The following is a 17,984-nucleotide window of genomic DNA, read 5'->3' as shown; positions in this document are numbered from 1 at the left end:
CCTCCTATTTTTCTGATACTACAACTGTGATATGACTAGTACGTTTGTTGATTGGAGAAGCAGAACCTTTTGCTCTTGGACGGAAACGTTTTAAAGTTGGTCCTTCGTTAACAAAAACTTCGCTTACTACCAAGTCTTCACGATCTAAATCAAAATTATTTTCTGCATTTGCTACAGCTGACATTAAAACTTTTGAAACAACTGGTGAAGCTCCTCTTGGAGTGAACTTCAAGATTGCAGCTGCTTCTGAAACGCTTTTACCTCTAATAAGATCAACTACAAGGCGGACCTTACGTGCGGCAATGCGAACAGTTCTAGCAGTAGCTTTTGCTGATGTAACTTGTTCAGCCATTTGTTATCCTCCTTGCTTAAACAGTTTTCTTATCGTCGTTTCCATGTCCATGGAAAGTACGAGTTGGTACGAATTCACCTAGTTTGTGACCTACCATATCTTCTTGAATATAAACTGGAACGTTCTTTCTTCCATCATAAACAGCGATAGTGTAGCCAATAAAACTAGGGAAGATTGTTGAACGACGTGACCATGTCTTGATTACGTCTTTCTTGTCTTGGTCTTTTTGAGCATCGATTTTCTTTAAAAGATGCTTATCGGCAAAAGGTCCCTTTTTTAAACTACGAGACATTATGAAACCTCCTCTTCAAAATCAGTATAGGGAAGTGTATACCCAAAGGTATAACTTAGTTTATTACATCTTTGATCCCTTACGACGGCGAACAATGAACTTGTTGGAACGAGCCTTCTTACTACGAGTCTTCTTACCAACAGTCTTCTTGTGCCATGGTGATAATGGTGATGGGTAACCAACTGGAGCTTTACCTTCACCACCACCATGAGGGTGATCGTTAGGGTTCATTACAGAACCACGAACGTGTGGACGTTGGCCCTTGTAACGGTTACGACCAGCTTTACCAATGTTAACTAATGAGTGTTCTTCATTACCAATGCTACCAATAGTTGCACGGTTAACTGAAAGAATCATACGAACTTCACCTGATGCTAGACGAACTAGTGCGTATTTTCCTTCCTTACCCAATAGTTGAGCTGAAGTACCAGCAGAACGAACTAATTGTCCACCCTTACCTGGTTTTAATTCGATATTGTGAATAACTGTACCTACAGGGATATCCTTCAATGCTAATGCATTACCTGGTTTGATATCAGCGTTTGGTCCTGATTGAACCTTGTCGCCAACTTTTAGACCCTTAGGTGCTAGAATGTATGACTTGATACCGTCAGTGTAAACAACTAACGCAATGTTAGCAGTACGGTTTGGATCGTATTCGATAGTCTTAACGATACCATCAACGTCGTCATGGTTACGCTTGAAATCAATAATACGGTATTGATTCTTGTTACCACCACCACGGTGACGAACAGTCATATGACCATAGTTGTTACGACCAGCAGTGTGTGACTTAGGAGCCAATAATGACTTTTCAGGTTTTGAAGTAGTCAAAACACTGTAGTCAATGCTAGTCATGTTACGACGACCATTACTGGTTGCCTTGTATTTTTTAATAGCCACGGTGTTTTCCTCCTAAATTGATATTTTATTTATTGCTAAATAAGTTAATTTCTTTTGAATCGTTTGATAAAGTAACGATCGCTTTACGACGCTTCTTAGTGTAACCTGAGAAACGACCTTGGCGCTTTAGCTTACCTTTAAGATTCATAATATTTACATTTGCAACTTTAACATCAAAGATGTCTTGAATTGCGTTCTTCACTTGTGTTTTAGTTGCTCGTAAGTCAACATCAAAAGTGTATTTCTTTTCGTCCATCATAGCAGTTGATTGTTCTGTAATAACGGGACGTAGGATAATATCACGTGATTCCATTATGCGAGCACCTCCTCTACTTGAGAAAGAGCAGCCTTTGTGATGACAATCTTGTCACTGTTTACAACGCTCAATGTGTTTAAACCTTTAGCTGAAACGATTTCAACGTTCTTTAGGTTACGAGCTGATAATACAGCGTTCTTGTTGTCTTCTTCCAAGACTACTAATGTCTTAGTTGAAGCATTTAGCTTGTTTAGTGCTTCTGAGAAGTCTTTAGTCTTAGGAGCATCGAAGCTTAATGAGTCAACAACTACGAAGTTATCGTTAGCAACCTTTTCTGATAGAACAGACTTGATAGCTAGACGGCTAACCTTCTTTGGTAAGTGGTAGCTGTATGAACGAGGAGTTGGTCCGAAGACAATTCCACCCCCACGCCATTGTGGTGAACGGATTGAACCTTGACGAGCACGTCCAGTACCCTTTTGACGCCATGGCTTCTTACCACCACCTCTAACAGCGCTTCTGTTCTTTACAGCGTGTGTACCTTGGCGCATTGATGCTCTTTGCATCAAAACAACGTCAAATACAACACTGTCGTTTTGTTCGATAGCAAAGATTTCATCGTTTAATTCAACGTTTCCGTTCTTGCTACCATCTTGTTTGTATAATGCTACGCTTGTCATTTATGGTTCCTCCTTTCTTATTTTTGTGATCCGCGAGCTGCAGATTTAACAGTTAGGAATGACTTGTTGGCACCAGGAACGTTACCCTTAATTAGGATTACGTTGTTGTCAACGTCAGCCTTAACTACTTCAAGATTTTGAATAGTAACTTGCTTGTTACCCATTCTACCTGGTAATTTCATACCCTTAGTAACACGGTTGATAATTACACCAAGTGAACCAGGACGACGGTGGTATCTAGAACCGTGAGTTTCAGGACCTCTACCTTGACCATCCTTATGAATGTTACCTTGGTAACCATGACCCTTTGTGATACCTGTTACATCTACGATGTCACCGGCTTCAAAAATGTCTGCCTTGATTTCGTCTGCTACATTGTAATCGCTAAGCTCAACATCTCTGATTTCTTTAATGAAGCGCTTAGGATTTGTATTTGCTTTTGCTACATGACCTTTTTCTGGTTTGTTACTTAAAACATCACGTTTGTCTTCGTAACCAAGTTGGATAGCGTTGTATCCATCAGTTTCAGTTGATTTAGTTTGTAGAACAACGTTTGGAGTTACATCTACAACAGTAACTGGTACTAATTCACCGTTTTCAGTGAAAACTTGAGTCATTCCGACTTTTCTACCTAAGATTCCTTTTCTGGTCATGAGTACACCTCCGATATATTGTAATTTTGATTAATTATAGTTTAATTTCGATATCAACACCGCTTGGTAAATCAAGCTTCATTAGTGAATCAACTGTTTTTGGTGTTGGGTTTAAGATGTCGATAAGACGTTTGTGAGTCAACATTTCAAATTGTTCACGTGACTTCTTAAACTTATGTGGTGAAGCTAGAACAGTGTAAACAGTTCTATCTGTTGGCAATGGAATTGGACCAGAAACACTGGCACCAGTTCTTTGCGCAGTAGCCACAATCTTTTCAGCTGATTGATCTAAAGTACGGTGTTCATATGCCTTTAAACGGATACGAATCTTTTGCTTTGCCATTATTTTCCCTCCTCGTCTGTATTTTAAATACGACTAACTCCGTGGAAATTACCGGCGCACCCTTCATGACAAAGTGGCCGGGTGTGTCGCAACCTCCCACATCAACGCTTTTCTCATATCTGCTTGAGAGCATACTAACCCCTCGAACAGGTACTTGTATATAATACTAGATTTTTCGCGGTGTTTCAAGGGCTTTCACTCATTTTATTGAAATTATTTTTAATTATTTTCATTTCAACTTTTTACAAAAAAATTGAAATTTTTTATTTTTTTCTTCCATATTATATTTAATTGATAACTGATTGAATTTATTTCCCTACGTACAAAAATAAATAATTTTGCATAAATCCATTAAAAATAATTCTATTCAAGAAAAATTATTAGTTATTTTTATGTATAAAAAAAGAAGCGTTGAAATTAATCAACACTTCTTAATTTTAGAAACACTAATTACTTGTTTCCACCGTTCTTTTCAATAATTTCTTCTTGAACTGCGGCTGGAACTGGTGAGTAGTGATCGAATGTCATTGAGAAAGTACCTCTACCTTGAGATGCTGAACGCAATGTAGTTGCGTAACCGAACATTTCTGATAGTGGAACCATAGCATGGATTAGTTGAGCTTTGTTTCTAACTTCCATACCGTCAACGTTACCACGACGTGCAGTAACTTGTCCCATAACATCACCCATGTATTCTTCTGGAACCACGATATCAACTTTCATGATTGGTTCTAGGATAACTGGGCCAGCTGACTTAGCAGCATTTTTTAATGCTAATGATGCAGCAACCTTAAATGCAGCTTCTGATGAATCGACATCATGGTAACTACCATCATATAACTTAGCCTTAACGTCAATCAATGGGTAACCAGCAAGAACACCGTTTGCCATTGATTCTTTTAGACCTTGTTCAACTGAAGGAATGTATTCACGAGGAACAACCCCACCAACGATAGCATTTTCGAATTCGAAACCTTTACCAGTTTCATTTGGAGTAAATTCAATCCAAACGTCACCATATTGACCTTTACCACCAGATTGACGAACGAATTTACCTTGAGCCTTAGTTGGCTTAGTAAATGCTTCTCTGTAGGCAACTTGTGGTTGACCAATAGTAGCTTCAACCTTGAATTCACGTTTCATACGGTCAACGATGATGTTCAAGTGAAGTTCACCCATTCCGGCGATAATAGTTTCACCAGTTTCGTTATCAGTTTCAGCCTTAAATGTAGGATCTTCTTCTGATAGCTTTTGTAGGGCAAGGTTCATCTTGTCTTGGTCAGCCTTAGTCTTAGGTTCAACAGACACAGAGATAACTGGATCTGGGAATACCATTGATTCTAGGTGTAGTGGGTGCTTTTGATCAGTTAGTGAGTCACCAGTAGTGGTGTTCTTCAAACCGATAGCAGCAGCGATATCACCAGAGAAAACTTCTGGGATTTCAGTTCTATCATTTGAGTGCATTTGTAGTAAACGACCAACACGTTCACGTTTGTCCTTAGTTGCGTTAAGAACGTATGAACCTGATTCTAGAGTACCTTGGTATACACGAATGAAAGTTAAACGACCAACGAATGGGTCAGTTGCAACCTTAAATGCTAGGGCAGCAAATGGCTTGTTGTCATCAGCTTTAAGTTCAACATCTTCACCTGTTTCAGGATCAGTAGCCTTGTATGGACGAACATCAAGTGGTGATGGTAAGAAGTCCAATACGGCGTCCATTAACATTTGAATACCCTTGTTCTTAAATGCTGAACCAGCTAATACTGGGTAGTATTCTAAGTTAAGAGTACCTTGACGAATGGCAGCTTTAATTTCATCAACTGAAATTTCTTCACCTTCAAGGTATTTTTCCATGATTCCGTCGTTGATGTCAGCAAGTGATTCGATTAAGTTAGCACGTGCTTCATCAGCCTTTTCTTTGTATTCGTCAGGAATATCAACGATATCGTAGTTTGAACCATTTGCATCAAGATCGTAGATGTATGCTTTCATTTCTACTAAGTCGATAACACCTTGGAAAGTGTCTTCCTTACCGATAGGAATTTGGATAGCGTGTGCGTTAGCATCTAGACGTTCGTGTAGAGATTCTACAGAAGCTTCGAAGTCAGCACCTAGCTTATCCATCTTGTTAGCGAACACGATACGAGGAACTTCGTATTCTGAAGCTTGACGCCAAACAGTTTCTGTTTGAGGTTCAACCCCAGCAGCAGCATCCAAGATAGTAATTGAACCATCTAGAACACGTAGTGAACGTTCAACTTCGGCAGTGAAGTCCACGTGTCCTGGTGTATCGATGATGTTGATACGAGTATCTTTCCAACGTGCAGTAGTAGCAGCTGAAGTGATAGTGATACCACGTTCTTGTTCTTGTACCATCCAGTCCATTTGTGAAGCACCATCATGAGTTTCACCAATTTTGTGGATTCTACCAGTGTAGTACAAGATACGTTCAGTAGCAGTAGTCTTACCGGCATCAATATGAGCAGTGATACCGATATTACGAGTTTTTTCTAATGGGAATTCACGTTTGTTAGCCATTATAAAAAGTTTCTCCTCTCAAAAATAAATCTCTTTTGTAAAAAAGTGGCTAATATAATAACACATTAGCCACTCAATTAAATGTACAAATAAGTTTGTACGTTTATTTTACCAACGGTAGTGAGCAAATGCACGGTTAGCTTCTGCCATCTTATGAGTGTCTTCACGTTTCTTAACTGAAGCACCTGTGTTGTTAGCAGCATCCATAAGTTCACGACCTAGGCGTTCAACCATTGTGTGTTCACCACGTAGACGTGCGTAGTTTACGATCCAACGTAAACCTAGAGTAACACGACGGTCAGGACGTACTTCGATAGGAACTTGGTAGTTTGAACCACCAACACGACGAGCCTTAACTTCTAGTACTGGCATAACGTTGTTCATAGCTTCTTCGAATACGTCAACTGGGTCATTTCCAGTTTCTTTCTTAATAAGATCAAATGCACCATATAAAATTTCTGATGCAGTTCCTCTCTTACCATCTAACATCAAACGGTTAATTAAGCTTGAAACCAATTTTGAGTTGTAGATTGGATCAGGAAGAACTTCACGTTTTTGAACATTTCCTTTTCTTGGCATTTAAAAATCCTCCTTGTTTTCTTATAGCGGAATAAATGTTTTAGTCTTTAGGCTTCTTAGTACCGTATTTTGAACGACCTTGACGACGGTCAGCAACACCGGCAGTATCTAGAGCACCACGAACGATGTGGTAACGTACCCCAGGTAAATCCTTAACACGACCACCACGAATTAAAACAACACTATGTTCTTGAAGGTTGTGACCAATACCAGGAATGTATGCAGTAACTTCAATCAAGTTTGATAGTCTAACACGGGCGTACTTACGTAGAGCTGAGTTAGGCTTCTTTGGAGTCATAGTACCAACACGGGTAGCTACTCCACGTTTTTGAGGAGCAGGGTTGTTAGTTTGCTTCTTCTTGTAACTGTTGTACCCATGGTTTAAAGCTGGGGCTTTTGATTTAGAACTTCTAGAATGACGACCTTTACGTACTAATTGGTTAATAGTAGGCATCTAAAAATTCCTCCTTCCAATAAAATTTATTTTTAAGTCCACACATCCAGGTGGTTCTTTTTTATGTAAAAGTTCACCGGATGAATAAGCACTTAATAATATTATCACGACGTCCTATTTGTGTCAATGAAACTTAGTAATTCTTTCGTAAATATTATCGGAGGTTTTAAATATGTTTTTATTCATTTTATTTATCTTGGGTTCTTCATTTGGATCCTTTCTCACTGCCTTATTCTATCGATTCGATCATCAAGAAAGTCTACTTGGATTTTCCCATTGTGATGTCTGCAAACATCAACTAAAAGTAATCGATTTAATCCCTATCTTCTCTTATCTATTCAATCACGGTAGATGCAGGTTCTGTCATAAGACATACTCGTGTTTTTCGTTTATAAATGAAGTGTTCTTAGGCACAATCTTTCCATTAATATTTATTGAAACCAGAAGCATGGTGCCATTGCTTATCATTGTCTATCTTTTCTACCTAAGTCTAGAAGATATGCACAATCAAATGGTCTCAACTATTATTCTACACTCACTACTGTTGATTGTTTTTATTTTTGCTCTCCCCTTTTCTAGAATATTAGTATTAACGCCAATTTATTTTTTCTTCTATCTTTTAAACTACAACTATCGTTTTATCGGTGAAGCAGATATTGATCTATTTGCAATTTTGTTTCTATTAATCGGTAACCATATTCTATTAATCCTTTTCACAGCTAGTCTTTTTGCTTTAATAGCATATCCGTTTATCAAAAGGCTTGGTGAAAAAATTCCGTTTATCCCATTTATTTATCTATCATATTTGATGTTTCTATGTATAAAAAAATAGCAACCGCTATTCAGCGGTTGCTATTTTTATGTTGTAAATTATTGGTTATTTACGTCTTCTTCATTCATACGTTTTTCAATTTGGCTAATTGAGTAAACGTCGTTTGAATCAACTTTTGGTGATTCTTGTTCTTCAACTTTAGCGTTGATTTCACCGTAAGTCTTCATTCCAGTACCAGCTGGAATTAGCTTACCAATAATAACATTTTCCTTAAGACCAACTAATGGATCGTTCTTTCCACGGATAGCAGCGTCTGTTAGAACACGAGTAGTTTCTTGGAATGATGCAGCTGATAAGAAACTGTTAGTTTCTAGGGCAGCCTTAGTAATACCTAAGATAACTGGACGTGCAGTTGCTGGAATCTTACCGGAAATAACTGCGTCAGCGTTAGCTTCCTTAAAGTCGTTAATATCCATTAAAGTACCTGGAAGAACGTCAGTGTCACCTGAGTCCATGATTCTTACCTTACGTAGCATTTGACGAACCATGATTTCAGCATGCTTATCACTAACTTCTACCCCTTGCATACGGTAAGTCTTTTGAACTTCACTTAGCAAGTATACTTCAGTTGATAGTGAGTCACGAACCTTGATTAATTCCTTAGGATCAATTGAACCTTCGTTAATAGCTTGTCCACGACGGATGAAGTCACCTTCAGCCACGTTCATACGAGCATTAATTGGAACCTTGTAAGTTCTAGTGTCGGCGTCACCTTTAACAGTAACTTCCTTCACTCTTTCAGCAGGGTTTTCTTCAATTAGAGATACAGTACCTGTAACTTCAGTAATTTCTGCTTTACCTTTAGGGTTTCTAGCTTCGAAGATTTCTTGAACACGAGGAAGACCTTGTGTGATATCGGCGTTACCAGCAACCCCACCGGTATGGAAGTTACGCATAGTTAATTGAGTACCAGGTTCACCAATTGATTGAGCAGCAACAGTACCCACTGCTTCACCAACTTCTACAGGTGAACCAGTAGCTAAGTTACGACCGTAACATTTTTCACAAACTCCGTGAACTGTGTTACAAGTGAATGCTGAACGAATTTCAACTTCCTTAATTCCAGCAGCTTCAATTGCTTCAGCTTCAGGTTCATTAATCATTTGGTTATGCTTAACAATTACTTCACCAGTTTCTGGGTTCTTAACTGTCTTCATAGCATATCTACCAATGATTCTGTCGTATAGAGGTTCGATCATTTCGTTACCTTGCTTCAATGCAGCAACGATAACTCCACGGTCAGTGTTACAATCTTCTTCTCTGATAATAACGTCTTGAGCCACATCAACTAGACGACGAGTTAAGTAACCTGAGTTGGCAGTCTTCAAGGCAGTATCAGTCATACCCTTACGGGCACCGTGGGTAGAAATGAACATTTCAAGAACTGATAGACCTTCACGGAAGTTAGCAGTGATAGGTAGTTCCATGATTTCACCATTAGGTGCGGCCATCAAACCACGCATACCAGCTAATTGAGTAAAGTTAGAGATGTTACCACGGGCACCAGAGTCACTCATCATAAAGATAGGGTTTTGAGGATCGAAGCTCTTCAACAAGTCATTTTGAATTTCATCCTTAGCATCACTCCAGATACCGATAACTCTTTCGTAACGTTCTTGGTCAGTAATTAAACCACGACGGAATTGTTTTGTAACGTTTTCAACTTTTTTGTGTGAATCAGCAATAATTTGAGGTTTTGACTTAAGGTCAGTAACATCAGTGATACCAACAGTTAAACCTGACTTAGTTGATTCGTTGTAACCTAAGTCCTTCATTCTATCTAGTAGTTGTGAAGTTTCAGTTACCTTGTATTGCTTGTAAACTTCAGCAATGATGTCTGATAAGAAACCTTTCTTGAAGGAACCATTTAGAGGAGCATTCTTCAAGTGTTCATGGATATCTTCACCAGGTTCTAGGAAGAAACTATCAGATAAGTGACCATGTAGGTTAGTATCAGTTGGTTCGTTCAAGTATTGGAACGTCTTTGGAAGAATACCATTGAAGATAATCTTACCAATAGTTGTTACCAAAATCTTGTCCTTTTGTTCGTCAGTGAATGGCTTTTCGCTCATTGATGAAGCGGCGATACCAACACGAGTGTGCCAGTGAGTTAAACCACTTTGGTATGAAAGTTTTGCTTCTTCAGGTGTGTTGAAGATCATACCTTCACCTTCACGACCTTCTTCTTCCATAGTTAGGTAGTAGTTACCGATAACCATATCTTGAGAAGGAGCAACGATTGGGTTTCCATCACGAGGGGCAAGAATATGAGTAGCAGCTAGCATCAATAGTCTTGATTCAGCTTGTGCTTCGTCTGATAAAGGAACGTGGATGGCCATTTGGTCACCATCAAAATCGGCGTTGTAAGCTTCACAAGCTAATGGGTGAAGACGCATTGATTTACCTGAAACCAATACTGGTTCGAATGCTTGAATACCTAATCTATGCAATGTAGGTGCACGGTTAAGTAATACTGGATGTTCCTTAATTACGTCATCCAATACATCGAATACTTCTTCATCCTTACGTTCGATTTGACGTTTAGCAGACTTAATGTTTGAAGCACTACCACGTTTTACAAGTTCTTTCATAATGAAAGGCTTGAATAGTTCCATGGCCATTGGTACTGGAAGTCCCATTTGGTTGAACTTCAAGAATGGTCCAACATCAATAACAGAACGACCAGAGTAGTCAACACGCTTACCAAGTAAGTTTTGTCTGAAACGACCTTGCTTACCTTTAAGCATGTGTGATAGTGACTTAAGTGGACGGTTACCAGGACCGGCAACAGGACGACCACGACGACCGTTATCGATTAAAGCATCAACAGCTTCTTGTAGCATACGTTTTTCGTTTTGAACGATGATACCAGGAGCATGTAGATCTAATAATCTCTTTAGACGGTTATTTCTGTTAATAACACGACGGTACAAGTCATTTAAGTCAGAAGTGGCGAAACGGCCACCTTCTAGTTGTACCATTGGTCTTAAGTCAGGTGGAATAACTGGAATTGCTTCCATTACCATCCATGACAAGTCATTACCTGATTGTAGGAAGGCTTCTAGAATATCTAGACGTCTAACCGCTCTAACACGCTTTTGACCAGTAGCCTTCTTTAGTTCATCTTTTAATTCAGCAACTTCTTTATTGATATCAACATTGTTCAATAAAGTTCTAATTGCTTCAGCACCAATCTTAGCTTCGAAACGGTTACCGTATTCAAGTTTCTTTTCACGGTAATCTTGTTCTGAGATTAGTTGCTTGTTTTCTAGTGGAGTATCACCAGGATCTGTAACAACGTATGAAGCAAAGTAGATAATTTCTTCCAAAGCACGTGGGCTCATGTCTAACACAAGACCCATACGACTTGGAATTCCTTTGAAGTACCAAATGTGAGTTACTGGAGCAGCTAATTCAATGTGACCCATACGTTCACGACGTACTTTAGCACGTGTAACTTCTACCCCACAACGATCACAGACGATACCCTTGTATCTAATACGTTTATATTTACCACAAGCACATTCCCAATCCTTTGTAGGACCGAAAATTCTTTCGTCGAATAGACCATCTTTTTCTGGTTTTAAAGTTCTGTAGTTGATAGTTTCTGGCTTTTTAACTTCACCAAATGACCAACTACGAATTTTATCAGAAGAAGCTAATCCAATTTGCATGCTTGAAAATTTGTTTACATCGACCAATGGATAGTCCCCTTTCTTTATTCCTTAAAGTTGGTGTTTGCTTTATCGTCTTGTTCAGACTTTTCTTCATCTTCTTGTTCTTTTTCTTTCTTTTGCTTTTCGGCTAGTTTGCTTAAAGCATCAACGTTAACAACACCGTCGTCTTCTTCGCTATCTAAGTCACGAAGTTCGATTTCTTGGTTGTCTTCGTTAAGAACCTTCATGTCTAATCCTAGAGCTTGAAGTTCTTTTACAAGAACACGGAATGATTCAGGAACACCTGGCTTAGGAATTGGTTCACCCTTAACAATAGCTTCGTATGTCTTAACACGACCAACAACATCATCTGACTTGTAAGTCAAGATTTCTTGTAATGTGTATGCGGCACCATAAGCTTCTAGGGCCCAAACTTCCATTTCACCAAAACGTTGTCCACCAAATTGTGCTTTACCACCAAGTGGTTGTTGAGTAACTAGTGAGTAAGGTCCAATTGAACGAGCATGGATCTTATCGTCAACCATGTGAGCAAGTTTCAAGTAGTGCATTACACCAACTGCAACACGTTTATCGAATGGTTCACCGGTTCTACCATCGTAAACAATTGACTTACCGTCTGAAGCCATACCAGCTTCCTTAACAGCGTCCCAGATATCTGAATCACGAGCACCATCGAATACCGGAGTACTTACGTGGATACCTAGTTTTCTAGCAGCCATACCTAAGTGTAATTCAAGAACTTGTCCAATGTTCATACGTGAAGGCACACCCATGGGACTCAATAGGATATCAATTGGAGTACCATCTGGTAAGTAAGGCATATCTTCTTCAGGAATAACAATGGAAACAGTACCCTTGTTACCGTGACGACCAGACATCTTGTCCCCTACTTGAATCTTACGTTTTTGAGCAATGTAAACTCGAACCATCTTGTTTACACCCGGTGCTAATTCATCACCATTTGCTCTAGTGAAGACCTTAACGTCTTGAACGATACCGCCACCACCATGAGGTACACGTAGTGAAGTATCACGGACTTCTCTAGACTTTTCACCGAAGATAGCATGTAGTAAACGTTCTTCAGCTGATAATTCTGTTACACCCTTAGGAGTAACCTTACCAACTAAGATGTCACCATCATGTACTTCAGCACCAATTCTGATAGTTCCTTCTTCGTCAAGGTTTCTTAAAGCGTCTTCCCCAACGTTAGGAATTTCTCTAGTCATTTCTTCAGGTCCAAGTTTGGTATCTCTAGTTTCTGATTCGTATTCTTCAATATGGATTGAAGTGTATACATCTTCTCGAACTAATCTTTCTGAAATACCAATGGCATCTTCGAAGTTGTAACCTTGCCAAGTCATGAACGCAACAACAGGGTTTTGACCTAAAGCAAGTTCTCCGTTTTCCATTGAAGGACCGTCAGCTAGGATTTCATCAGCGTCAACCTTGTCGTTTACACGAACGATTGGACGTTGGTTGTAGTTCTTACCACCGTTTGAACGTTGGAATTTCATTAGTTTGTAAGTATCTAATGAACCGTCTTCTCTTCTAACACGTACTTCGTCAGCGTCAACGTATTCAACAGTACCTGGGTGTTTACAGATTAAAGCAACACCAGAGTCATGAGCTGCCTTGTATTCGATACCAGTACCAACTAGTGGTGCATGTGGGTTAACCAAAGGAACAGCTTGACGTTGCATGTTAGCACCCATCAAGGCACGGTTGGAGTCATCGTTTTCCAAGAAAGGAATACATGCAGTGGCAACTGAAACTACTTGTTTAGGAGAAACGTCCATGTAGTCAACGTTTTCAATCTTAGTTTCAATATTGTTTGACTTGTATCTAGCCATAACAACATCGTTCTTGAATGATCCGTCTTCATTTAATGGAGAGTTAGCTTGAGCAACAACGAAGTTATCTTCTTCGTCAGCTGATAAGTAATCAATCTTATCAGTTACTTTGTGAGTATCCCATGATACACGACGGTAAGGTGTTTCCACGAAACCGTACTTGTTAACTTTAGAATAACTTGAAAGTGAGTTAATCAAACCAATGTTAGGACCTTCAGGAGTTTCAATAGGACAAATACGACCATAGTGAGTGTAGTGAACGTCACGAACTTCGTATCCGGCACGGTCTCTGGTCAAACCACCAGGTCCCAATGCAGATAGACGACGTTTATGAGTTAATTCACCCAATGGGTTAGTTTGGTCCATGAATTGTGACAATTGTGATGAACCAAAGAATTCCTTAATTGAAGCTACTACAGGACGAATGTTGATTAATTGTTGTGGAGTAACAGTAGTAGTGTCTTGAATTGACATACGTTCTCTTACTACACGTTCCATTCTTGCTAGACCAATTCTGAATTGGTTTTGTAGTAATTCACCAACAGAACGGATACGACGGTTACCTAAATGGTCAATATCATCAGGTTCACCAATTCCTTCTTGCAAGTTGAAGAAGTAGTTGATAGCAGAAATAATATCTGCTGGAGTGATGTGATGGTAATCCAATGAGATATTGTCGTTTCCAATCATGTTAACAACATGATCTGGGTCTTTTTCTGATTGTACTTTGATGATTTGTACAGTCATTGGTTCTGGAACAACTGATTGTTCTGAAGGGTTGAAAGTGTATGCCTTGAAGTCTTCGCGGTCCAAGTATGGAGCTAATTCCTTCATAACATTCTTGTCAATTACAGTACCCTTCTTAGCAATGATTTCACCAGTATCTGGATCAGCTAAAGTTTCAGCAAGGGTTAATCCTAGTAAACGAGTCTTTAGGCTTAACTTGTTGTTAGTCTTGTATCTACCAACAGGAGCCATGTCGTAACGTTTTGGATCGAAGAAACGAGTAGTCAATAGGCTACGAGATGAATCAGCAGTCTTAGGTTCACCCGGACGTAGACGTTCGTAAATGTCCTTTAATGCTTCTTCAACACGTGAATCTTCTGTGTCTTTGTGGACATCTTTTTCAAGAGTCAATGAAAGACTATCATTGCTACCCAAAATTTGAGTAATTTCGTCATCTGAACCGAAACCTAATGCACGAACTAGTTCAGTAATTGGAAGCTTTCTAGTTCTATCAATACGAACGTATGATAAGTTCTTTGCGTCAGTTTCGAATTCCATCCAGGCACCACGGTTAGGAATTACAGTAGTACCATAGCTGATACGTCCATTTTTGTCTTCTTCTTTGTGGAAGAATACACCAGGAGAACGAACTAATTGAGAAACAATTACACGTTCTGCCCCGTTAATAATGAAAGTACCTTGATCAGTCATCAATGGGAAATCGCCAAAGAATACATCTTGGGTCTTAATTTCACCAGTTTCATGATTGGTCAATTTCAATGTGATATGAAGTGGAGCTGAGTAGTTAGCCTCATGATCTCTTGCTTCATTAACAGTGTACTTAGGTTCTAATAATTGGTAATCAACGAATTCTAAGGATAATTTTCCTTGGAAATCATCAATTGGCATAATGCTGTTAAACATTTCACGCAAACCTTCATCTAAGAACCACTTGTATGAATCGGTTTGAATTTCAATTAAATTAGGTAAATCAAGAACTTCCTTGATTTGAGAGTAACTTCTACGAATACGGTGTTTACCATATTTAACTAAATGTCCTGCCAAGTTCTTCACCCCTCCAAAAATTTCTACGCAAGTGAAATATTACAATTATGTTACAATTGCATTTTTTTACCCTTTTTATCTAAAAATGGGCAAAAAAAAACCAAAATAAGCAATTCAAAATGAAGCTTATTTTTGGTTAATATAGGCGTGTCTGACGGACAATAGATCGCCGACACACATTTCACTTCGTAGTTATATATTTAGTATGATACTCTCGAAGGTATATAAAGTCAAGATTTAGACAATAAAAAAGAGGGATAATTCCCTCTTTTTTATTATGCCTTAACGGCTTCTTTTTTAGTGATCGTAATCTTGCCTTTAGATGCTCCGATTGAAACGTCATCCCCTGGTTTAATTTCACCAGAAAGAATTTCTTCAGAAACTTTATCTTCGACATCATTTTGCAATGCACGACGAATTGGACGAGCACCGTATTCAGGATTGAAACCATTCTTAGCAATTAATTCAATTGCTGCTGGAGTCATTTTCACGTTGATACCTAAGTCATGAACTCGTTTCAATAAATCGTTAGACATTAGCTTAACAATTTCTTGAACTTGTTTTTCGTTTAGTTCGTGGAAGATGATTGTTTCATCGATACGATTTAAAAATTCAGGTCTGAAGAATCTCTTCATTTGTTCTTCGACTGTCTTTCTCATTTGCTTGTAGTTCTCATCCTCATGATCTAGTTCAGCACCAAAACCAACGGTCTTCTTATCACGTAGTGTTCTAGCACCTAGGTTAGAAGTCATGATTAGGACGGTGTTTCTAAAGTCGACATGTCTACCCTTAGAATCAGTTAGGTATCCATCGTCTAATACTTGTAGTAACAAGTTGAAGACATCTGGATGAGCCTTTTCTACTTCATCGAATAGGACAACTGAATAAGGATGTTGTCTTACCTTTTCAGTCAATTGACCACCTTCATCGTATCCAACGTATCCTGGAGCTGAACCAACCATTCGAGAAGCTGATTCCTTTTGCATGTATTCAGACATATCAATTCTGATAATGTCGTCCTTTGAACCAAACATTTCTTCAGCTAAGTCCTTAGCCAATTCAGTCTTACCAACACCGGTAGGGCCTAAGAAGATGAATGATCCAATTGGTCTGTTTGGATCCTTGATTCCACTTCTAGCACGTCTGATTGCACGTGATACAGCAGAAACGGCTTCGTTTTGACCAATAATCTTCTTGTGTAGGATTGATTCTAGGTTAACTAAACGCTTGCTGTCAGCCTTAGTCATCTTAGTTACTGGAACACCAGTCCATTCTGAGACAACCTTAGCGACGTCTTCACCAGTTTCTTCGATATCAAAGTTGTGGTCTTCTTGACGTTGCTTTCTGATATCAGCGGTTTCTTGACGCTTAATCTTTAGTTCTTCTTGTAGTTCTTGTTCCTTTTGACGAAGTGAAACGGCATCTTCGAAACGTTGTTCTTCGATGGCACTTTCCATTTGAGTACTGTATTCGTTAATCTTGTTTTCTAGTTCTTCTAACGGATTGTTTTCGTCTAGGTTGTTAATTCTAACCATTGCGGCAGCTTCATCCATCAAGTCAATTGCCTTATCAGGTAGGAAACGATTGCTGATGTATCTACTTGATAAATCAACGGCCTTTTCAATCGCATCGTCAGTAATCTTAACTTGGTGATGACTTTCGTACTTAGGACGAATTCCTTTTAGGATTTCGACAGCTTCATCTCTAGTTGGTTCATCAACTGAAACAGTTGCGAATCTTCTAGCTAATGCACCATCTTTTTCGATGTACTTTTGGTATTCATCCAAAGTAGTAGCACCGATTGTTTGAAGATCTCCTCTAGCAAGTGCTGGTTTTAAGATGTTAGAAGCATCGATTGCTCCTTCAGCACCACCAGCACCCATTAGAGTGTGTAGTTCATCAATGAATAGGATTACGTTCCCTACTGACTTGATTTCACTGATAATCTTCATTAGACGTTTTTCAAACTCACCACGGTACTTAGTACCAGCGACTAGAGTTCCCATTTCAAGCATCATGATACGCTTGTTTTGCATGTCTTCTGGAACTTGTCTATGAGCAACCTTTAGTGCCAGGCCTTCTACAACGGCAGTCTTACCTACCCCCGCTTCCCCGATTAGCACTGGGTTGTTCTTAGTACGACGACTAAGAATTTGAATTACACGCTTGATAACATCATCTCTACCAATAGTAGGATCAATTAGACCATCCTTGGCTGACTTAGTTAGGTCAGTTGCAAGAGAATCTAATGTAGGAGTAGTTCCATTGTTACGAGCTGCTCTCGTTCCTGGTAGTGGAATGTTCTTTGAGTTTGAATTTGAATTTGAGTCACCTGGGAATCCCATCTTACGTAGTAGTACCTTCTTTACGTCGTTTACTTCGACAACGTTTAGAGCCACTAAAATTCTAGCAGCTAAGGTATCTGGGGTATCCAGGATAGCAAGTAATAAGTGTTCCGTTCCTATCTTAATAGCACCATATTTCTTAGCAATTTGGCCAGATAAGGTCAATATTGCTTCAGCCTTTGGTGAGTATGGTAGGTAGGTGTCCTTGTCTGAATCGGTTAAATTACCATATCCAACCAAGATTTCCATTTCACCTTTAATATCATCTTCGTGAACATCGCATTGCTTTAAAGCTGACTTTGCGATGCCGTTATCTTCCATTGATAAAGCTAGTAATAAGTGTTCTGTCCCAATTCCTTGGTGGCCAAACACTTTGGCTTGTTCTTGTGCCAAAATCAATACGTTCTTTGCGCTTGGAGTAAAAATGTTATCCATA

The 17,984-nt window shown here is 39.1% G+C and carries 14 protein-coding genes; 1 reads left to right on the top strand and 13 read right to left on the bottom strand.

Annotation, left to right across the window (positions count from 1 at the left end; translation table 11 throughout):
* Window positions 1–4: 4 nt before the first annotated feature.
* The 10 genes from rplV to rpsL all read right to left on the bottom strand — a co-directional run bounded on the left by rplV (window position 5) and on the right by rpsL (window position 7,053).
* Complete coding sequence (gene rplV, locus K5Q07_RS02265; protein WP_034531503.1) at window positions 5–352, bottom strand: 50S ribosomal protein L22; 348 nt, start codon at window positions 350–352, stop codon at window positions 5–7.
* A gap of 16 nt (window positions 353–368) precedes the next feature.
* Window positions 369–644, bottom strand: coding sequence for a 30S ribosomal protein S19 (gene rpsS, locus K5Q07_RS02260; protein ID WP_034531502.1), 276 nt, complete (start codon window positions 642–644; stop codon window positions 369–371).
* Window positions 645–707: 63 nt separating this feature from the next.
* Window positions 708–1,547: a 50S ribosomal protein L2 gene (rplB, locus tag K5Q07_RS02255; RefSeq protein WP_041152917.1), complete on the bottom strand. Its 840-nt coding sequence runs from the start codon at window positions 1,545–1,547 to the stop codon at window positions 708–710.
* A 25-nt stretch (window positions 1,548–1,572) separates the two neighbouring features.
* Window positions 1,573–1,860, bottom strand: coding sequence for a 50S ribosomal protein L23 (rplW, locus tag K5Q07_RS02250; protein ID WP_034531498.1), 288 nt, complete (start codon window positions 1,858–1,860; stop codon window positions 1,573–1,575).
* A complete protein-coding gene (gene rplD / locus K5Q07_RS02245) occupies window positions 1,860–2,483 on the bottom strand; it encodes a 50S ribosomal protein L4 (protein WP_034531497.1) in 624 nt (207 codons plus the stop codon). The genes rplW and rplD overlap by 1 nt, the downstream gene beginning before the upstream one ends.
* Window positions 2,484–2,500: 17 nt before the next feature.
* On the bottom strand, window positions 2,501–3,136 hold the full coding sequence (gene rplC, locus K5Q07_RS02240) for a 50S ribosomal protein L3 (protein WP_220729378.1): 636 nt from the start codon (window positions 3,134–3,136) through the stop codon (window positions 2,501–2,503).
* A 34-nt stretch (window positions 3,137–3,170) separates the two neighbouring features.
* Window positions 3,171–3,479, bottom strand: coding sequence for a 30S ribosomal protein S10 (gene rpsJ / locus K5Q07_RS02235; protein WP_034531495.1), 309 nt, complete (start codon window positions 3,477–3,479; stop codon window positions 3,171–3,173).
* Window positions 3,480–3,929: 450 nt separating this feature from the next.
* Window positions 3,930–6,020 carry an elongation factor G gene (fusA, locus tag K5Q07_RS02230; RefSeq protein WP_220729377.1) on the bottom strand — a complete coding sequence of 697 codons (2,091 nt, stop codon included), beginning with the start codon at window positions 6,018–6,020 and terminating at the stop codon, window positions 3,930–3,932.
* 108 nt (window positions 6,021–6,128) lie between these two features.
* Entirely contained in the window at window positions 6,129–6,599 is a 471-nt protein-coding gene (rpsG, locus tag K5Q07_RS02225; RefSeq protein WP_034531493.1) for a 30S ribosomal protein S7, read from the bottom strand.
* Window positions 6,600–6,639: 40 nt separating this feature from the next.
* Complete coding sequence (gene rpsL, locus K5Q07_RS02220) at window positions 6,640–7,053, bottom strand: 30S ribosomal protein S12 (RefSeq protein ID WP_034531492.1); 414 nt, start codon at window positions 7,051–7,053, stop codon at window positions 6,640–6,642.
* A 172-nt stretch (window positions 7,054–7,225) separates the two neighbouring features.
* On the opposite strand from rpsL, the gene K5Q07_RS06865 reads away from it, so the two are divergent.
* Window positions 7,226–7,885 (top strand): prepilin peptidase, encoded by a 660-nt coding sequence (locus tag K5Q07_RS06865; protein ID WP_220729376.1) that lies wholly within the window; start codon window positions 7,226–7,228, stop codon window positions 7,883–7,885.
* Window positions 7,886–7,923: 38 nt separating this feature from the next.
* Here the strand turns inward: K5Q07_RS06865 and rpoC are convergent, their stop codons facing one another.
* The 3 genes from rpoC to K5Q07_RS02200 form a co-directional block, all read right to left on the bottom strand.
* The gene (rpoC, locus tag K5Q07_RS02210; protein ID WP_220729375.1) at window positions 7,924–11,586 is read right to left on the bottom strand and encodes a DNA-directed RNA polymerase subunit beta'; all 3,663 of its coding nucleotides are present in this window, start codon (window positions 11,584–11,586) and stop codon (window positions 7,924–7,926) included.
* Between the two features lie 17 nt (window positions 11,587–11,603).
* Window positions 11,604–15,212, bottom strand: a complete 3,609-nt coding sequence (gene rpoB, locus K5Q07_RS02205; RefSeq protein ID WP_054606804.1) for a DNA-directed RNA polymerase subunit beta — start codon at window positions 15,210–15,212, stop codon at window positions 11,604–11,606.
* A 266-nt stretch (window positions 15,213–15,478) separates the two neighbouring features.
* Complete coding sequence (locus K5Q07_RS02200; RefSeq protein ID WP_220729374.1) at window positions 15,479–17,983, bottom strand: ATP-dependent Clp protease ATP-binding subunit; 2,505 nt, start codon at window positions 17,981–17,983, stop codon at window positions 15,479–15,481.
* Window position 17,984: the final 1 nt, after the last annotated feature.

It is taken from the genome of Apilactobacillus zhangqiuensis (assembly GCF_019656215.1).
Taxonomy (GTDB): Bacteria; Bacillota; Bacilli; order Lactobacillales; family Lactobacillaceae; genus Apilactobacillus; species Apilactobacillus zhangqiuensis.
Note: the sequence above shows the minus strand (reverse complement) of the source record. Positions and strands in the feature narration are given on the sequence as shown.

Coding starts and splice junctions, on each gene's coding strand:
- rpsS (WP_034531502.1), bottom strand. CDS start 644: ATGTCTCGTAGTTTAAAAAAGGGACCTTTTGCCGATAAGCATCTTTTA.
- rplC (WP_220729378.1), bottom strand. CDS start 3,136: ATGACCAGAAAAGGAATCTTAGGTAGAAAAGTCGGAATGACTCAAGTT.
- rpsL (WP_034531492.1), bottom strand. CDS start 7,053: ATGCCTACTATTAACCAATTAGTACGTAAAGGTCGTCATTCTAGAAGT.
- rplD (WP_034531497.1), bottom strand. CDS start 2,483: ATGACAAGCGTAGCATTATACAAACAAGATGGTAGCAAGAACGGAAAC.
- K5Q07_RS02200 (WP_220729374.1), bottom strand. CDS start 17,983: ATGGATAACATTTTTACTCCAAGCGCAAAGAACGTATTGATTTTGGCA.
- rplV (WP_034531503.1), bottom strand. CDS start 352: ATGGCTGAACAAGTTACATCAGCAAAAGCTACTGCTAGAACTGTTCGC.
- K5Q07_RS06865 (WP_220729376.1), top strand. CDS start 7,226: ATGTTTTTATTCATTTTATTTATCTTGGGTTCTTCATTTGGATCCTTT.
- rpsJ (WP_034531495.1), bottom strand. CDS start 3,479: ATGGCAAAGCAAAAGATTCGTATCCGTTTAAAGGCATATGAACACCGT.
- rpsG (WP_034531493.1), bottom strand. CDS start 6,599: ATGCCAAGAAAAGGAAATGTTCAAAAACGTGAAGTTCTTCCTGATCCA.
- fusA (WP_220729377.1), bottom strand. CDS start 6,020: ATGGCTAACAAACGTGAATTCCCATTAGAAAAAACTCGTAATATCGGT.
- rplW (WP_034531498.1), bottom strand. CDS start 1,860: ATGGAATCACGTGATATTATCCTACGTCCCGTTATTACAGAACAATCA.